Annotated in this window: 13 protein-coding genes; 8 read left to right on the top strand and 5 right to left on the bottom strand. The window is 65.9% G+C overall.

Annotated features, from left to right (window positions below; genetic code table 11):
- Nucleotides 1-43 precede the first annotated feature (43 nt).
- The 5 genes from atpA to FPY90_RS06380 all read left to right on the top strand — a co-directional run bounded on the left by atpA (nt 44) and on the right by FPY90_RS06380 (nt 4,900).
- Nucleotides 44-1,681, top strand: a complete 1,638-nt coding sequence (atpA, locus tag FPY90_RS06400) for a F0F1 ATP synthase subunit alpha (protein ID WP_071213160.1) — start codon at nt 44-46, stop codon at nt 1,679-1,681.
- Between the two features lie 78 nt (nt 1,682-1,759).
- The gene (locus tag FPY90_RS06395; RefSeq protein WP_071213161.1) at nt 1,760-2,653 is read left to right on the top strand and encodes a F0F1 ATP synthase subunit gamma; all 894 of its coding nucleotides are present in this window, start codon (nt 1,760-1,762) and stop codon (nt 2,651-2,653) included.
- 57 nt (nt 2,654-2,710) lie between these two features.
- Nucleotides 2,711-4,168: a F0F1 ATP synthase subunit beta gene (gene atpD / locus FPY90_RS06390; protein ID WP_071213162.1), complete on the top strand. Its 1,458-nt coding sequence runs from the start codon at nt 2,711-2,713 to the stop codon at nt 4,166-4,168.
- 2 nt (nt 4,169-4,170) lie between these two features.
- Nucleotides 4,171-4,455 (top strand): F0F1 ATP synthase subunit epsilon, encoded by a 285-nt coding sequence (locus tag FPY90_RS06385; protein WP_498684568.1) that lies wholly within the window; start codon nt 4,171-4,173, stop codon nt 4,453-4,455.
- A 7-nt stretch (nt 4,456-4,462) separates the two neighbouring features.
- Complete coding sequence (locus tag FPY90_RS06380) at nt 4,463-4,900, top strand: DUF2550 domain-containing protein (RefSeq protein ID WP_498684567.1); 438 nt, start codon at nt 4,463-4,465, stop codon at nt 4,898-4,900.
- A 147-nt stretch (nt 4,901-5,047) separates the two neighbouring features.
- Here FPY90_RS06380 and FPY90_RS06375 read toward each other — a convergent pair whose 3' ends face one another.
- From FPY90_RS06375 to nucS, 3 genes are all read right to left on the bottom strand, one after another.
- Nucleotides 5,048-5,251 carry a cold-shock protein gene (locus tag FPY90_RS06375; protein ID WP_068735141.1) on the bottom strand — a complete coding sequence of 68 codons (204 nt, stop codon included), beginning with the start codon at nt 5,249-5,251 and terminating at the stop codon, nt 5,048-5,050.
- 414 nt (nt 5,252-5,665) lie between these two features.
- Nucleotides 5,666-6,889 carry an N-acetylglucosamine-6-phosphate deacetylase gene (locus FPY90_RS06370; protein ID WP_498684565.1) on the bottom strand — a complete coding sequence of 408 codons (1,224 nt, stop codon included), beginning with the start codon at nt 6,887-6,889 and terminating at the stop codon, nt 5,666-5,668.
- A gap of 145 nt (nt 6,890-7,034) precedes the next feature.
- Nucleotides 7,035-7,730, bottom strand: a complete 696-nt coding sequence (gene nucS, locus FPY90_RS06365; RefSeq protein ID WP_498684563.1) for an endonuclease NucS — start codon at nt 7,728-7,730, stop codon at nt 7,035-7,037.
- A 104-nt stretch (nt 7,731-7,834) separates the two neighbouring features.
- Between nucS and FPY90_RS06360 the strand changes: the two genes are divergently transcribed.
- Nucleotides 7,835-8,185: an Rv1322 family protein gene (locus FPY90_RS06360; protein ID WP_071213167.1), complete on the top strand. Its 351-nt coding sequence runs from the start codon at nt 7,835-7,837 to the stop codon at nt 8,183-8,185.
- A 33-nt stretch (nt 8,186-8,218) separates the two neighbouring features.
- Here the strand turns inward: FPY90_RS06360 and FPY90_RS06355 are convergent, their stop codons facing one another.
- Nucleotides 8,219-9,544, bottom strand: a complete 1,326-nt coding sequence (locus FPY90_RS06355; protein ID WP_498684562.1) for an AI-2E family transporter — start codon at nt 9,542-9,544, stop codon at nt 8,219-8,221.
- Nucleotides 9,545-9,769: 225 nt separating this feature from the next.
- On the opposite strand from FPY90_RS06355, the gene FPY90_RS06350 reads away from it, so the two are divergent.
- Nucleotides 9,770-11,482 carry a DUF8094 domain-containing protein gene (locus FPY90_RS06350; protein ID WP_498684561.1) on the top strand — a complete coding sequence of 571 codons (1,713 nt, stop codon included), beginning with the start codon at nt 9,770-9,772 and terminating at the stop codon, nt 11,480-11,482.
- A 199-nt stretch (nt 11,483-11,681) separates the two neighbouring features.
- Here FPY90_RS06350 and FPY90_RS06345 read toward each other — a convergent pair whose 3' ends face one another.
- A complete protein-coding gene (locus tag FPY90_RS06345; RefSeq protein WP_498684558.1) occupies nt 11,682-12,842 on the bottom strand; it encodes a calcium:cation antiporter in 1,161 nt (386 codons plus the stop codon).
- Nucleotides 12,843-13,183: 341 nt separating this feature from the next.
- Between FPY90_RS06345 and FPY90_RS06340 the strand changes: the two genes are divergently transcribed.
- Nucleotides 13,184-14,101, top strand: coding sequence for a co-chaperone YbbN (locus FPY90_RS06340; RefSeq protein ID WP_498684556.1), 918 nt, complete (start codon nt 13,184-13,186; stop codon nt 14,099-14,101).
- Nucleotides 14,102-14,200: the final 99 nt, after the last annotated feature.

The following is a 14,200-nucleotide window of genomic DNA, read 5'->3' as shown; positions in this document are numbered from 1 at the left end:
GATCCATCGCGGCAATCACAACTTAGGAGAGCAGGGACTGCAGATGGCCGAATTGACCATCAACGCCGACGACGTCCGCAATGCCTTGAATGAGTTCGCAGCGTCCTACGAACCGGGCAAAGCTGAGCGCACCGAGGTCGGCCGCGTAACCACGGCAAGTGACGGCATCGCCAAGGTGGAGGGTCTTCCCTCCGTCATGGCCAATGAGCTGCTTCGCTTCGAAGACGGCACTCTGGGCCTGGCCCAGAACCTTGATACCCGCGATATCGGTGTTGTTGTCCTTGGCGACTTCACCGGCATTGCCGAAGGCCAGCGCGTAGAGCGCACCGGCGAAATCCTTTCGGTTCCGGTGGGCGACGCCTTCCTGGGCCGCGTGGTGGACCCGTTGGGCGAGCCGATCGATGACCTTGGCCCGATCGCTTCCACCGCACGTCGTGCGCTGGAAACGCAGGCTCCTGGCGTGACGCAGCGCAAGTCGGTTCACGAACCGCTGCAGACCGGCATGAAGGCCATCGACGCGATGATCCCGATCGGCCGTGGCCAGCGCCAGCTGATCATTGGTGACCGCCAGACCGGCAAGACGGCCCTGGCCGTTGACGCCATCATCAACCAGAAGGCCAACTGGGCTTCGGGCGATACCAACAAGCAGGTCCGCTGCATCTACGTGGCAATCGGTCAGAAGGCTTCGACCATTGCCGCAGTGCGCCAGACTCTCGCCGACAATGGCGCCCTGGAGTACACCACTATCGTGGCCTCCCCGGCATCCGACCCGGCTGGTTTCAAGTACCTGGCACCGTACGCCGGCTCGGCCATTGGCCAGCACTGGATGTACGACGGCAAGCACGTTCTGATCGTCTTTGATGATCTGTCCAAGCAGGCCGAAGCCTACCGCGCCGTATCGCTGCTGCTGCGCCGTCCGCCAGGACGCGAGGCATACCCGGGTGACGTGTTCTACCTGCACTCCCGTCTGCTCGAGCGTTGTGCCAAGCTCTCCGACGAGCTCGGTGCCGGTTCGATGACCGGTCTGCCGATCATCGAGACCAAGGCAAACGACGTCTCGGCATTCATCCCGACCAACGTCATCTCGATCACCGATGGCCAGATCTTCCTGCAGTCGGACCTCTTCAACGCCAACCAGCGTCCGGCCGTCGACGTGGGCATCTCCGTGTCCCGCGTGGGTGGCTCGGCCCAGGTCAAGGCCATGAAGAAGGTTTCCGGTACGTTGAAGCTGGAATTGGCCCAGTACCGTGACATGCAGGCCTTCGCCATGTTTGCCTCGGACCTGGATGCCGCTTCCAAGCAGCAGCTGACCCGTGGCGCGCGTTTGATGGAACTGCTCAAGCAGGGCCAGTACGCACCGTTCCCCGTTGAGGACCAGGTTGTTTCCATCTGGATGGGCACCAAGGGTTACTTGGACGATGTCCCGGTTGAAGACGTTCGCCGCTTCGAGACCGAGTTCCTCGCTCACCTTCGTCACCGCACCAACGCGTTGACCGTGATTGCCGAAACCGGCAAGCTCGAGGACGAGACCGCGCAAACGCTCGAGACGAACATCGTCGAGTTCAAGGCCGGTTTCTTTGGCCAGGGCGACGACAGGCTTGTCGCCGCAGGCAACGAAGAATTCGATGCCTTGTCCGAGGGTTCCGTCGACCAGGAAAAGATCGTCAAGCAAAAGCGCTGACATCACCTTTGAGTAGGGGTTGCCGCGTCGCCACGTGTGGCGCGGCAACCACTGCAAAGGGATAAGGAAAGGACAAACATGGGAGCCCAGATTCGGGTCTACCGCCAGAAGATTGCATCGACGACGTCGATGGGCAAGATCTTCAAGGCGATGGAACTGATCGCCTCTTCCCGTATTGGCAAGGCACGTGCGCGTGTCTCGGCATCGCTGCCGTACGCCAATGCGATTACCCGTGCTGTTACTGCCGTCGCGTCACAGTCCGAGGTCGAGCACCCACTGACCACCGAGCCGGAGTCAATCCGTCGCGCGGCAGTCTTGGTCATGACTTCGGACCGCGGTCTCGCCGGGTCCTACTCCGCCAGCGTCTTGAAGCAGGCAGAGCACCTCGTTGAACTGCTCCATTCAGAAGGCAAGGACGTCAAGACCTATCTGGTCGGCCGCAAGGCCCAGGCGTACTTCGACTTCCGTGGACGGGACTACGCGAAGGTGTGGACCGGTGGAACCGACGCTCCGGAGTTTGCAACCGCACGCGAACTGCGCGAAGTCCTGCTGAAGGACTTTGCCGACGAGTTTGAAGCTGGTGGCGTGGACGAGATCCACGTTGTTTTCACCCAGTTCAAGTCGATGGTCGTTCAGGAGCCGACGGTCATTCGTTTGCTGCCGCTTGAGGTTGTCGAGGAGGAGTCCGAGACTCCTGCCGACGAGCTGTTGCCGCTCTACGAATACGAGCCGGAACCGGAGCAGGTCTTGGATGCACTGCTCCCGCGCTACATCGAGTCACGTATCTTCAACGCAATGTTGCAGGCGGCGGCTTCCGAGCTCGCAGCCCGCCAGCGTGCCATGAAGTCCGCAGGCGACAACGCCAAGGACCTCATCAAGAAGTACACGCGTCTTCGTAACAACGCCCGCCAGGCCGAGGTTACCCAGGAACTTTCCGAAATTGTTGCCGGCGCTGACGCGCTGAACGGCTAACCGGATTTTCCTACCAACACTTACATCCACGCCATCTACACAAGTGAAGTGAGAGAGATGACTGCCCAACTTAACGAGCAGGGTACCGCTGCCTCGACCGGTGCAACCGGTCGCATCGCACGCGTTATCGGCCCGGTTGTCGACGTTGAATTCCCCGCCGACTCCTTGCCTGCAATTTACAACGCTCTTTCCGCTGAGATTACCCTCAACGGCGAGACCAAGACCATCACCTTCGAAACCAGCCAGCACCTCGGTGACTCAATGGTTCGCGCGATCTCCCTGCAGGCCACCGACGGACTTGTCCGCGGTACCTCGGTGGTCGACTCCGGTGCCCCGATTTCCGTACCCGTTGGCGATGTCGTCAAGGGGCACATCTTCAACGTCCTGGGCGAGCCCCTCGACGTGGAAGCCTCGGAACTCGAGATCACCGAGCGCTGGCCGATCCACCGCAAGGCACCTGCTTTTGCAAGCCTTGAGGGCTCGACTGAAATGCTCGAAACCGGCATCAAGTCGATCGACCTTTTGACCCCTTACATCAAGGGCGGCAAGATTGGTCTGTTCGGCGGCGCCGGCGTTGGCAAGACGGTTCTGATCCAGGAAATGATCACCCGTGTGGCCCGCAACTTCGGTGGTACCTCGGTATTCGCCGGTGTTGGCGAGCGCACCCGTGAAGGTAACGACCTCTGGGTCGAAATGGAAGAAGCAAACGTTCTGAAGGACACCGCCTTGGTGTTCGGCCAGATGGATGAGCCGCCAGGCACGCGTCTGCGCGTGGCACTGTCGGCGCTGACCATGGCGGAGTACTTCCGCGATGTGCAGAACCAGGACGTGCTGCTCTTCATCGACAACATCTTCCGCTTCACCCAGGCCGGTTCCGAGGTGTCGACCCTGCTGGGCCGCATGCCTTCGGCCGTGGGTTACCAGCCGAACCTTGCCGACGAGATGGGTCTCCTCCAGGAGCGCATCACCTCGACCAAGGGCCGTTCGATTACCTCGATGCAGGCCGTTTACGTGCCTGCCGATGACTACACCGACCCGGCACCGGCAGCGACCTTCGCCCACTTGGACGCGACCACGGAACTTTCCCGTGAAATCGCTTCCCGTGGCCTGTACCCGGCCATCGATCCGCTGACCTCCACGTCGCGAATCCTTGACCCGCAGTACGTCGGCCAGGCTCACTACGAGACCGCGGTTCGCGTCAAGCAGATCCTTCAGAAGAACAAGGAACTGCAGGACATCATCGCGATCCTCGGCATCGACGAGCTCGGCGAAGAAGACAAGATCGTCGTGGCTCGCGCCCGTCGCATCCAGCAGTTCCTTTCGCAGAACACCTACACCGCAAAGCAGTTCACCGGTGTCGAGGGTTCGACGGTTGCCATCAAGGACACCATCGAGGGCTTCAACGCGATCTGCAACGGCGACGTTGACCACATTGCCGAGCAGGCATTCTTCAACATCGGCGGCATGGACGACGTTGAGCGCCAGTGGGCCGACATCCAGAAGTCGACCCGCTAGTCATGGTCGAACTCCAAGTCGAAATCGTTGCAGCCGACCACTTCGTGTGGTCGGGAGCGGCGAAACTGGTCAAGGGACGCACCAGCAATGGCGAGATCGGGATCCTTCCCGGCCACGTGCCGATGCTGGCCGTCCTGGCTGCCGGGGATCTGGAAATCGTTCCGGTCTCCGGGTCACGGTTCTCGGTCCAGGTTGATGGCGGGTTCTTCTCCGTTGACGCCGACCGCGTGGTGATCGTAGCGGACAACGCCGTCATGGCCGACTCCGTCCCGGCGGGAACTCGATAGTCCTGCCTTGAACGAACTCGGCATTCCTGTACTCATCGTGTTGGCAGCCCTGCTGCTTGTGGTGATGTTCTTGGGTGCCATGGGAGTGCGCCGCATTCAGTTGCGGCGCACTCTTGGCACTTTCGACGCTTCCATCTGCATGTCCTCCGGGAAATGGATGATGGTGATTGCGCGTTATGCTCCTGGAGAGCTTGAGTTCCTCAAGCTCTTTTCGGTCTCCCCGATACCGGTGCATCGATTCCAACGGTCCTCCATCCTGCTCAAGGGCTGGAGAAAACCCGAGGAAGAGGAAAAGCACCTGGTGCAGCCCGGAAGCGTCATCGTGATGATGAGCTATGAAGGCCGAGACGTCTTGATTGCCATGGATTACCAGACCTACAACGGCCTTTCGGCCTGGTTGGAGGCCGGCCCCGTTGCGGGCGTTGGCACCTGGCGGCAAGACTGATCAAGCAAGACAATAGCCTGGGGCGGGATGAATAAATCATCCCGCCCCAGGCTTTTGTATTCTTTTAGCGTTTCCGCCTATCCAACCGGCTGCGCCATGCGAGCCGGGCACGAAAGGGCGGGAAGTTCAAAGAGTCTGTGAAGTCCTTTAGAGACCGACCACGCCGGTGGCCTGCGGCCCCTTGGCGCCCTGTCCAACTTCGAATTCCACGCGCTGGTTCTCTTCCAGCGTGCGGAAACCGTTGGTCTGGATTTCCGAGTAGTGCACGAAAACGTCAGCCTCGGCGCCATCGGGAGTGATGAAGCCGAATCCCTTTTCGGCGTTAAACCACTTCACGGTTCCCTGAGCCATGTATATCTCCTCATTTAGTGCGAAAATCTGGCCGCTGCACCGTGCAACGGCCATGGGTGGTACTCAAGTGAGAAGATCACTGGCGTGGGTTTAACCCCGCCGCAGTCACTTCACACCCGCAGCACTGCTTTGGCGGGTATGACTAACCAACACAAAGACTGAGTCAAGCATCACACAATGGTGTGACTTGGGTCAATACCTTGGACTCAGATGGCAAGCAAAGAGTTCATACGGGCTCGCGCGGACCGGAGCCGTGATAAGGACTGCCGGCGGAGAGCGGTGCCGTCGTTCCGGGGGAGTCGCGGGGTCTTGGGGGGCTGCAAGGCTCGGCCGGAGGGCACGGCTGGTGCGGCAGCGGGCCGAACCCGGCAACCACCGGGCCCGGCGGATGCCGCGTGGGGAAGGGGTGGACCGTCAGAGCAGGTATTTGCCGTTGCGGACAACCTGCTGCAGCACCAGGTCCGCGTCCAGGACCAGCAGGTCCGCCGCAAAACCCTGGTGGAGCCGACCGGCCTCGTCGATCAGGCCCAGCACGCTCGCCGGCACCTTGGTGGCGGAAACGAGGGCGTCGCGCAGATCCACCCCTGCGGCCACCGTGAAGCGCAGGACGTCAAGCATGCTGGCGGTACCCCCGGCCAGCGATCCGTTCGATGCCAGGCGGGCTTCCCCGTTGGACACCATGACTTCTGCCGGGCCCAGCTCGTAGGTGCCGTCCGCCAGTCCGGTGGCTGCCATCGAGTCCGTGACCAGCGCGATGGACTCGGCCCCCACCAGGTTGAACATGGCACGGACCATGTCCGGGTCGAGGTGCACGCCGTCGGCGATGAGCTCGACGATGATCTTGCCCTGGGCAGCCATTTCCAGGCAGGCAGCGACCGGACCGGGTGCCCGGTGGTGCATCGGCGGCATCCCGTTGAACAGGTGGGTGACGGTGGGGCGCTCGGTGAAGCCGTCGACACCGGCGCTGGCCAGTTCCTCGCGGGCCAGGGCCAGCGAGGCGGCGGTGGTGGACGCATCGGCATCGGTGTGTCCCAGGGAGGGGACAACTCCCTGGGAGACCAGCTGCTCGAGGAGCGCGTCGGCCCCGGGAAGTTCCGGCGCGTAGGTCATGGTGCGCAGCTGGCCGGCCGAGGCGTCGATCAGTTCATCGACGAAGTCCGGTTCCGGGTCGGAGAGGAATGCCGGGTCCTGGGCGCCGCAGCGCACGGTGGACAGGAACGGCCCCTCCGCATGGATCCCGGCGATGTCCCCGCGCTGGGCGAACTCGGACAGCACGGTGGCGGAGGCCAGCATGTCGGCGCGCGATGCGGTGACCAGCGATGCCAAGAATGAGGTGGTGCCCGAGCGGTGCAGGTGCTCGATGGCGGTGGCGATCTTCTCGCGGTCCCCGGAGGGGAAATCGCCGCCGGCCGCGCCGTGGCAATGCAGGTCGATCAGGCCGGGGATGATGATGGTTCCCTCGGGGCTTTCACGCAGCTCAAAGGCGCCGGCTTCGTCGAAGAAGGAGAACTCGCGCACGTCGCCGGCGAACGCAATCCGGTTGCCCTCCACGGCGATGATGCCCTTGGTGATGTCCCTGCCGGGGGACACCAGTCGTCCGGTCAATGCGTAACGGTCGGGTGAGTCGGTGGAAGTCATGGACCCATTCTAGGTCCGAGCGCCCGCGTACCGGGGTAGCCGCGGCACAAGGTTGCGCCTCCCGCCTGTCGGGCCGGGCCAAGCCGGTCCGGCGCCGCCGAGGGATGTGGTCCCGAAGGCGGGGTCAAGCGGTGCCGCTGGGTCCCTAGAAGAGCCGCGCTGCCACGTCGTCGACGCCGCGCATCGCGTCGTAGTCCAACACCAGGCAATCGATGCCGCGGTCGGTGGCCAGCGTGCGGGCCTGTGGCTTGATCTTCTGGGCGGCGAAGATGCCGCGCACCGGCTTGAGCAGCGGGTCGCGGTTGAGCAGCTCGAGGTAGCGGGTGAGCTGTTCGACGCCGTCGATGTCGCCATTGCGCTTGAGCTCGATGGCCACGGTGGCGCCGCCGGCGTCGCGTGCCAGGATGTCCACGGGGCCGATGGCTGTCATGTACTCGCGGCGGATCAGCGTGTAGCCGACGCCGACGGTCTCGATCTGCTCGGCCAGCAGGCGCTGCAGGTCGGCCTCGGCCCCGTCCTTGATCAGCCCGGGGTCGATCCCGAGGTTGTGCTCGGTGTCGTGGATGATCTCCTTGATGTGGACCACCAGGCGGTCGTCGGACTTCTGGTGGGCGACGTGCCAGAGTTCGATGTCTCCCTCGGCGGCCTGTTCCTCGTCGGGCTCGACGACCCGCATCACCGCCGGAGGGCTCATCCAGTTCAGCGGCTTGTAGCTGCCGCCGTCGGAATGCACCAGCACGGAGCCGTCGGCCTTGACCATCAACAGACGGGTCGCCAGGGGGAGGTGGGCCCGAAGGCGGCCCTCGTAATCAACTGAACACTTGGCAATCACTAAACGCACAACAGGCACTCTACCGGGTTTCGCCGCGTCCCCGGGCCCGGCTGCGGCGGGCCGCGGGTGCGCCGCGGGCACGGCCCGCCACGGAACTGGGGCAGAATTGGACCATGGCCCGCTCGAATCGACCTTCTCGTTCCTCCACGCCCGCACCCCGTTCCGGCCGGGTCAACAAGTGGACCCGACCCGAGGCCGCGGGCGACGACGCCTGGCTGGAAAAGGCGCGCTACGGGGTCCAGCGCCTGCAGGACGCGCCGGACGGGCAATGGCACGTGCGGCGGATTTCGGCCGTCGGCGCGTCCAAGACCTACAAGTGCCCGGGTTGCGGGCGCTTCATCTCCCCGGGGACCGAGCACCTGGTGGCGTGGCGGGCGGACCACTGGTCCGGCGACGACGCCTCGGCCGCGGCGCGGCGCCATTGGCACCCCAAGTGCTGGGAATCACGCTCCTACCGGTACTAGGCCGGCGCCGGCGGCCGGCGGGCCCGGAAGACCCTAGCGGTTGTCCTGGCGGGCGATGAAGACCTCGCGCAGGATCAGCATGATCGCCGCGGCCAGGGGAATCGCCATCAGTGCGCCGATGACCCCCAGCAGCGAGCCGCCGGCGATCACCGAGATCACTGCCACCGCCCCGGGGACCGAGACGGCCTTCTGCATCACGCGCGGGGAGACGAAGTACGCCTCGATCTGCAGGTACCCGAAGTAGCAGATCGCGTAGATGGCGGTGGTCTGCCACCCCAGGGTCAGCGAGATCAGGGACACCAGGATTCCTGCGATCACCGCGCCGACCAGCGGGATGAACGCCAGCATGGCAACGAGCAGGGTCAGCAGCGCGGCAAAGGGCACCCCGAGGATGCTCATCAGGATCAGTGCAACGGTGGCATTGAGCAGTGCCACGAACGCCTGGCCCATGACGTAGTTGCCCACCGACCGGGTGATGGTGTCGCCCAGCTCCTCGACCCGTGCCCGGCGCGAGCGCGGGGCCATGCGGTAGAAGAAGGACTTCATCGCCGGCAGCGAGGCCAGGAAGTAGATGGCCAGCACCAGCACGATCAGCACGCCGAACATGCCCTGGGCGATGACGCTGCCCACGCCCAGCACGCCGCCGAAGATCCCGCCCACGGCACCGGTGTCGGAGAAGAACTTCCCGATCTCCTGGCTGATTCGGTCCGAGACGTGGTACTGCGCATCGAGGGTGACAAAAAGCTCGGACTTCAGGAAGTCGTCGACCAGCTTTGGGGCGCGCTCGATGAACTGGGCCGTCTGCGAGGTGAGTGTGGGGATGATGCTGCCGATGAACCCGGCGGCCACGCCCAGCAGGGCCAGCATCGTGACCAGCACCCCGACGGTCCGCGAGGTCCCGTGCGACACCAGGAAGCGCACGACCGGGTCCAGTCCCAGGGCAATGAACAGGGCGATGGCGATCCAGATGACCAGCGAACCCACGTTGGTCAGCAGGAAGAAGCCCAGCAGGGCCAGTCCCACGCCGACCGTGAACAGGAATCCGAAGGCGATCGGGTTGGTGGCCGGGGAAACATCCGCCCCCGGAATGCCCGTGCCTGCCTCGTGCTTCGGCTCGGGGGGGAAACCGAAGTTCGCCGGCGGCTTGATCCGGGCATCGAGCGTCTGCTGCGCGGTGCCCAGCAGACGGCGCCACCACCGCCGCGGGCCCGCCGGCGGTGCCTGAATCGGGGTGTCGTCCCGGGAAACGTCCCCGGTGCCCGGGGTTCCCGGGGATTGGGGGCCGTCGGCTCCGGGCGCGGTCCCGTGGCCGCCGGTTGCTTCCGGAGGCACTGCGTCGTCCCCGTCTTGAGTAGTCACAACCCCGAGCTTAATACCCGGGGCGGGTTCTTGTCGGCATTGGGCCCCGATGTCGGATGCGGCAAATGGTGGCCGATGCCTCACCGGTGCGCAGCGTGGTGCTACCCACATCAAGGAACCCGGATGCGGAACAACTCGTTAGACTTATGGCGTGCCACCCTTAGTCCACGACGCGGGGCGGCAGCCCGAGGCCGAATCTCGACTCCCCATCCGTTAGGTGTAATTGTGCGAAAGATCTTATCAGCGATCGCTATCATTCTTGGGCTTGCAGCCCTGGTGGTGGGGATCGGCCAGCGTACCGTCTGGGCCCCGCCCGAGACGCTGACCGCCCACCTTGCCGAAGCCCCTGCGGCTGCGCCGGTGACGTTGCTCGAATCCGGCATCGGAACCGTTGCCGGGCACCCCACGGAGATCACCATCAAGGCCGAGGGCAAGTTCAGCGCCTCCCTGGTGCGATCCGCCGATGCACAGGCGTGGGTCGGCAAGGCCGCACACACCACCATCTCCGGCATCAACACCGCCGACACCGTGCTTGAATCCACGTCGGAAACCGGCGAGGCCGAGGTCCCGAATCCGGCCGGCGCGGACCTGTTCCAGGCCACCGAGAACGCCGACAAGACCATGACCTACCGCTGGACGGACCCCGACGAGGGCTCCTGGACGCTGCTGCTGGCAGCCGACGGCAAGGCCGCTGCACCCACCGACATCTCGGTGACCTGGCCCGGCGACACCGCCACCCCCTACTCCATGCCGCTGATCATCATCGGAGCCCTGCTGCTGGTCGCCGGGATTGCGCTGGCCGCCGTGCGCGCCACGCCGCGCGGGGGCTCCACCGGCGGAGGACGCCGCGCCGCCGACCGTGCCGGTGCCCCGCAGACCGGTTCGCTCCCGACCACGCCCCCGGGGAAGAGCGGGCCGAACACCGTGGCCAAGGTCGTTGCGACCGCCTCGATCCTGGCCCTGGCGCTGGTTCCCTCCGTGCCGGCGCTGGCCGCAAGCCCGTCGTCCTCCCCGGCCGAGGGCACCGTCCAGGACGCCGAGAAGGTCTTCCCGGTGGTGCTGCAGGCCCAGCTCGAGCGCATCCTTTCCGAGGTTTCCAGCTCCGTGGCCAAGGCCGACAAGTCCAAGAACGCCAAGGACCTCGAGGACCGCACCACCGGCGCCCTGAAGACGCTGCGCGGCCAGAACTACAAGCTCCGCAACGACAAGGTCAAGCTCGACGGCCCCTCGGCCATCGACACCACCGTCATCCGCTCGGCCGCCGTGCCGACCGACGACGGTGCCCACTTCCCGCGTTCGCTGATGGTCGTCACCGCGAAGGACTCCGGCGCTTCCACCATCCCCACCGCCATCACGCTGACCCAGGCGGGGCCGCGGGACAACTACAAGGTCGCCTTCGCCACCCCGATGCTGCCCGGTTCGACGTTCCCCGGGATCGCCGTGGGGGACCAGTCCGTGAAGCTGCTCAAGGACAACGCCGAGGGCCTGGAAATGACCCCGAAGTCGGCGCTTGAGCGCCTGGCCGGGCTCATGGACAACGAGAAGTCCAAGGACGCGGACAAGTTCGCCAAGAACGCGTTCCTGACGCTCAACGCCAAGGACCAGAACGCTCTGGTCAAGGCCAACAAGGACGCCAAGATCACCTTCAAGCGCCAGGTGAACGCCAAGGACACCGTCGTGTTGGCGACCCCGGACGGAGGGGCGCTGGTCTCGGGCAACTTCACCGCCACGACCACCGCGAAGCCCAAGGAAACCGGCGGCACCATCGGCCTGGACGACACCACCGCCACGATCGTCGACGCAAAGGAAACCAAGAAGGGCATCGAGATCACCTACGGCGAGCCGATGCTCATCTACATCCCGGCCGCCGACTCCAAGGACAAGGTCTCGGTGGTCGCCGCCGAGGTCATCACCAAGGGGGCGAAACTGCTGAAGTAGCCACAAGCCCCCTTCGGCGGGGGAGCGGGGGGACCTGTGGGTCCCTCCATGCAAGGCGCGGTGCCACCGGCACGGGGTAACGGATCCCGTGCTAGGCGGCACCGCGCCTTTTTGCGTGCCGGCGTCCGTCGCCCCCGGATTGCCGGACCCTTCCGGCCCCGGCCCGGTGAACCAGGACGCGGGAGCCGGCGGGGGCGCCTTAGGAGAATACGGCGATGCCGTAGACGGCAAAGAGCACCAGGTGCGCGGCCCCGTGCATCGCGGTGACCTGCTTGGCCGCAAAGGTCGACACCGACAGCAGCAACGTCACGCCCAGCAGCATGAGGTTGACCGGGGTTTCGGCCAGCACGACCGCCTGGCCGGTGAGCAAGCCGATGACCAGGACCGCGGGAATGGTCAGGCCGACCGTGGAGACCAGGGCCCCGTGGCAGAGGTTGCTGACCCGCTGGATCTCCCCGTTCAGGGCCGCGCGCACCGAGGTGATCGACTCGGGCAGGAAGACGATCATGGCGATGAGGATGCCCGACAGGGCCACCGGCGCACCGACCCGGCCCAGCCCGTCGTCCAGCAGCGTGGCCATGTCGTGCGAGAGCAGCACGATCGGCAGGACCGTGACGACCAGCAGGCCCAGTCGCAGCCCGAGCTCGGTGCGGTGCCCGGCAATGACGGCGGTGATCGATTGGCGCTCCGCCGCGGGGCCCGCGGCGGCCGGCGAGTCGGCGGGCGGGGCCGCGCGCGGATCGACTTCCCGGAAGTCATCGGCCTGACGGCCCATCTGCCGGACCAGGAAGAAGCCGTACAGGCCCAGGGCCAGCACGATGATGGGGATTTCCTGCCCCCGGGTGTAGGCGCCGGCCTTCCCGATCAGTGCCGGCAGGACGAAGGCCAGCGAGGCCAGGACGATGAGCATCCCCAGGTAGGCGGAGGTGCCGGTGCGGTTGTGCCCCAGCCCGCCGTGCTCGAGGCCCCCGGCCAGCAGGGAGAGCCCGATCACGGCGTTGAGGATGATCATCGACACCGCCATCACCGAGTCCCGGGCGATGGTGGCGTGCTCGCCGGGCCCGAGCATCACGGCGGAAATCAGCACCACCTCGATCAGCACGATCGAAAGCGTCAGGACCAGGGACCCGTAGGGATCGCCCAGCCGGCGGGCCAGGTGTTCGGCCTCGTGGACCACCCCGAAGGAGCACAGCAGGATGACGCCGATGATCAGGACCAGCGCGCCGACCAGCAGCGGCGCGGAAACAGGCGGTTCCAGCAGGGGGCCGGCCAGGAGCAGGCCGAGGACGGCGCCCCAGCCGACGGCGAGGCGCACGATGGCGGGGCGTGTGAGGATGGAGCGTGCAGTGGGGGAAACCACGGGATGGACCCTATTCCACGGGGCCGTCCCCGTGTTCGATCGATCGAACGGGCCGTCCCGTCCGCAACTGGGCTGCCACGCTGCCGTCGGGATGTGCCTGGAGGCAGGGATCGGTGCAGCGGGAGATTTCCAATCACTAGGATATGCCACCGGCGCGGCCCGGGTGGATTTGGCGTGGCCCGCCCCCTCCGCGCCCTCCCCGCGGGGCGCCGGAGCCGGTCCCGGCATCGTCCCGCGCCCCCGCCCCCGGGACCCGCCGCGCCGGTGTGCTTGTCAGCGGGAAGCGGACGGGTTTTCCACCCGGGCGCCAAGCGGCCTAAAGTAGAGGAATGACCACCAGCATGCCTGAACCCACTGCACCCTCCTCGCGCGGCGCCATTGATCTGGCAGCCTTCAAGACGCCCCACCCGGAGCCGGTCACCGGCACGGCGGACGCCGGCGCCCCGACCTGGGTGCGCTCCGTCAACCAGGAACTCTTCCCGGAAATCGTTGCGCTCTCGCAACAGGTTCCGGTGATCGTCTCGCTGGGCAGCCCGCGTTCCCCGGCCTCGGTCCAGCTCGATGCGACACTCGCCTCGCTGGTCGACGCGAAGGGCGGAACGCTCGCGCTGGCCACCGTGGACGCGGAGGCCGAGCCCGCCATCGCCCAGGCCTTCCAGGTCACGCAGGTGCCCGCGGTCATCGCGCTGGTCAACGGCCAGCCGGTGCCGCTGTTCCAGGGCAGCGCCGACGTCCAGCAGATCCAGTCGCTGATCGAGGAATTGCTGGGCCTGGGTGTCCAGCACGGCGTCGCCGGGACCATCGCGCCGCTGGGCACCACCGCTGCCGCAACCGCGCCGGCCCCGCTGCCGCCGCTGCACCAGGCGGCGCTGGACGCCATCGAATCCGGCGACCTGCCGACGGCGGAAAACGCCTACAAGCAGGCGCTGAACGAGAAGCCCAACGACAACGACGCGGCCATCGGCCTGAACCAGGTGCGCCTGCTGATGCGCACCCAGGACAAGGACCTGGCCGCGGTGCGTGCCGCAGGGGCAGCGAACCCCGACGACCTGGCCGCGCAGCTGGACGTTGCCGACATGGACCTGATTGGCGGGCACGTCGAGGACGCCTTCTCCCGGCTGGTGGGCTTCATCGGCCGACACGCGGGCGAGGAGAAGGAGGCCGCCCGGGCCCGCTTGGTCGAGCTGTACTCGGTGGTCGGGGTGGCCGACGAGCGCGTGGTTGCCTCGCGCCAGAAGCTGGCCCGCGTCCTGTTCTAGGATCCCTTGCCGAGCCGGTCCCGCGCGCTGCCGCCCGCGGACCCGGCTCGGCGAGCAGGGAGTGTCTTTCGCGAACCCGTCCGGGTCCGCGGTGGGCAC

Source organism: Arthrobacter sp. C2, from assembly GCA_024207135.1.
GTDB lineage: Bacteria > Actinomycetota > Actinomycetes > Actinomycetales > Micrococcaceae > Paeniglutamicibacter.
Note: the sequence above shows the minus strand (reverse complement) of the source record. Positions and strands in the feature narration are given on the sequence as shown.

Coding starts and splice junctions, on each gene's coding strand:
- FPY90_RS06395 (WP_071213161.1), top strand. CDS start 1,760: ATGGGAGCCCAGATTCGGGTCTACCGCCAGAAGATTGCATCGACGACG.
- FPY90_RS06370 (WP_498684565.1), bottom strand. CDS start 6,889: ATGACTTCCACCGACTCACCCGACCGTTACGCATTGACCGGACGACTG.
- atpD (WP_071213162.1), top strand. CDS start 2,711: ATGACTGCCCAACTTAACGAGCAGGGTACCGCTGCCTCGACCGGTGCA.
- FPY90_RS06360 (WP_071213167.1), top strand. CDS start 7,835: ATGGCCCGCTCGAATCGACCTTCTCGTTCCTCCACGCCCGCACCCCGT.
- FPY90_RS06375 (WP_068735141.1), bottom strand. CDS start 5,251: ATGGCTCAGGGAACCGTGAAGTGGTTTAACGCCGAAAAGGGATTCGGC.
- FPY90_RS06385 (WP_498684568.1), top strand. CDS start 4,171: ATGGTCGAACTCCAAGTCGAAATCGTTGCAGCCGACCACTTCGTGTGG.
- FPY90_RS06340 (WP_498684556.1), top strand. CDS start 13,184: ATGCCTGAACCCACTGCACCCTCCTCGCGCGGCGCCATTGATCTGGCA.
- atpA (WP_071213160.1), top strand. CDS start 44: ATGGCCGAATTGACCATCAACGCCGACGACGTCCGCAATGCCTTGAAT.